A 1,780-nucleotide genomic window follows, 5' to 3' on the forward strand; every position below is an offset into this window, starting at 1 on the left:
CGCGCGGCTCGACGTGCCCATCGTCCCGCGGGGCGCCGGTACGGGCTTGTCTGGCGGCGCAATGCCGATACGGCATGGCATCGTGGTGTCTCTTGCGCGCTTTCGCAAGATCATGGAAGTCGATCCGTATGCGCGAACCGCGACCGTCCAGCCGGGCGTGCGCAATCTCGCCATTTCCGAAGCCGCCGCACAGTATGGCCTTTATTACGCGCCCGATCCTTCATCGCAGATTGCGTGCACGATCGGCGGCAACGTCAGTGAAAATTCCGGCGGCGTTCATTGCCTCAAATACGGCCTGACGTGTCACAACGTGATGCGGGTGCGGGCTGTATCGACGGAAGGCGACATTCTCGAATTCGGTTCGCTCGGGCTGGACGCGCCCGGGCTCGATCTGCTTGCGGTGTTGATTGGCAGCGAAGGCATGTTCGCGATCGTCACCGAAATCACCGTCAAGCTGATTCCGAAGCCGCAAACGGCGCAAGTCATCATGGCGAGTTTCGACGACGTGGTGAAAGGCGGCAACGCGGTCGCGGCGATCATTGCAGCGGGGATCATTCCGGCCGGCCTCGAAATGATGGACAAACCCGCGACGCGCGCCGTCGAGGAATTCGTGAAGGCCGGCTACGACCTTGAAGCCAAGGCGATCCTGCTGTGCGAATCCGATGGCACGCAAGACGAAGTGTCCGAAGAAATCGTTCGCATGACGGCCGTGTTGCGCGAGTTCGGCGCAAACCGCATCCAGATTTCGCGTTCCGAAGCCGAACGGCTGAAATTCTGGTCCGGGCGCAAGAACGCGTTTCCGGCGGCCGGGCGGATCTCGCCGGATTATTACTGCATGGACGGCACCGTCCCGCGCCGCCAGATCGGGCCGTTGCTTGCGCGTATCGAAGAGATGGAAGTCAAGTACGCGCTGCGCTGCATGAATGTGTTCCATGCGGGCGACGGCAACATGCATCCGCTCATTCTCTTCAATGGCAACGATCTCGACGAATGGCATCGCGCTGAAGCGTTCGGCTCGGACATCCTGGAAGCCTGCGTGGAACTCGGTGGGACGGTGACGGGCGAGCATGGCGTGGGGATCGAAAAGATCAATTCCATGTGCGTGCAGTTTTCGCCGGAGGAACGCGACACTTTCCACGCGATCAAGCGCGCCTTCGATCCCCCCGGCCTGCTCAATCCGGACAAAGGCATTCCCACGCGCGCGCGCTGCGCCGAGTACGGAAAGATGCACATCCGCGGCGGTTTGCTCCCGCATCCGGAAATTCCGCGCTTTTAGGCATCGTGTTCAGACGTGGCAACTAAACGGCCGCTTCGGCATCAGCGGCCGTTCAGATGCAGGAAACATATCCACGTTTATACGAGTGGCCTTACCAGCACGCGCCGATACACTGGTCTGGAGCATCAAAAACTAGCCATTTGGCCAGCAGACGGCCAGCATCAACACGCAGGACACCATGAACGAGGAAGACATTGTCGCGAGCTGGTCCGAGCGCGTGCGCGCCGCGACAGCGAGCAACGCGCCCTTGCGGATTCGCGGCGGCGGTACGAAGGACTGGTACGGCCAGACGTTGCAAGGCGAAATCATCGATACACGCGCGCACAGCGGAATCATCGAACATGACCCGGCCGAACTCGTGATCACCGCGAAGGCCGGCACACCACTGCGCGAGATCGAAGCGCGCCTCGACGAATGCAACCAGATGCTGCCGTTCGAGCCGCCGCACTTTGGCCACGATGCAACCATCGGCGGCTGCATTGCTGCAGGACTCGCCGGCCCGCA

2 protein-coding genes are annotated in these 1,780 nt (G+C 61.5%); both read left to right on the forward strand.

The window, feature by feature from the left end; translation table 11 throughout:
* Window positions 1-1,276, forward strand: a 1,276-nt coding sequence (locus ACRXB1_RS35480) for an FAD-linked oxidase C-terminal domain-containing protein (RefSeq protein ID WP_449494704.1), incomplete at its 5' end; no start/stop codon positions are given.
* 178 nt (window positions 1,277-1,454) lie between these two features.
* Window positions 1,455-1,780, forward strand: a 326-nt coding sequence (locus ACRXB1_RS35485; protein WP_449494705.1) for an FAD-binding protein, incomplete at its 3' end; no start/stop codon positions are given.

The organism is Caballeronia sp. M23-90, assembly GCF_053574605.1.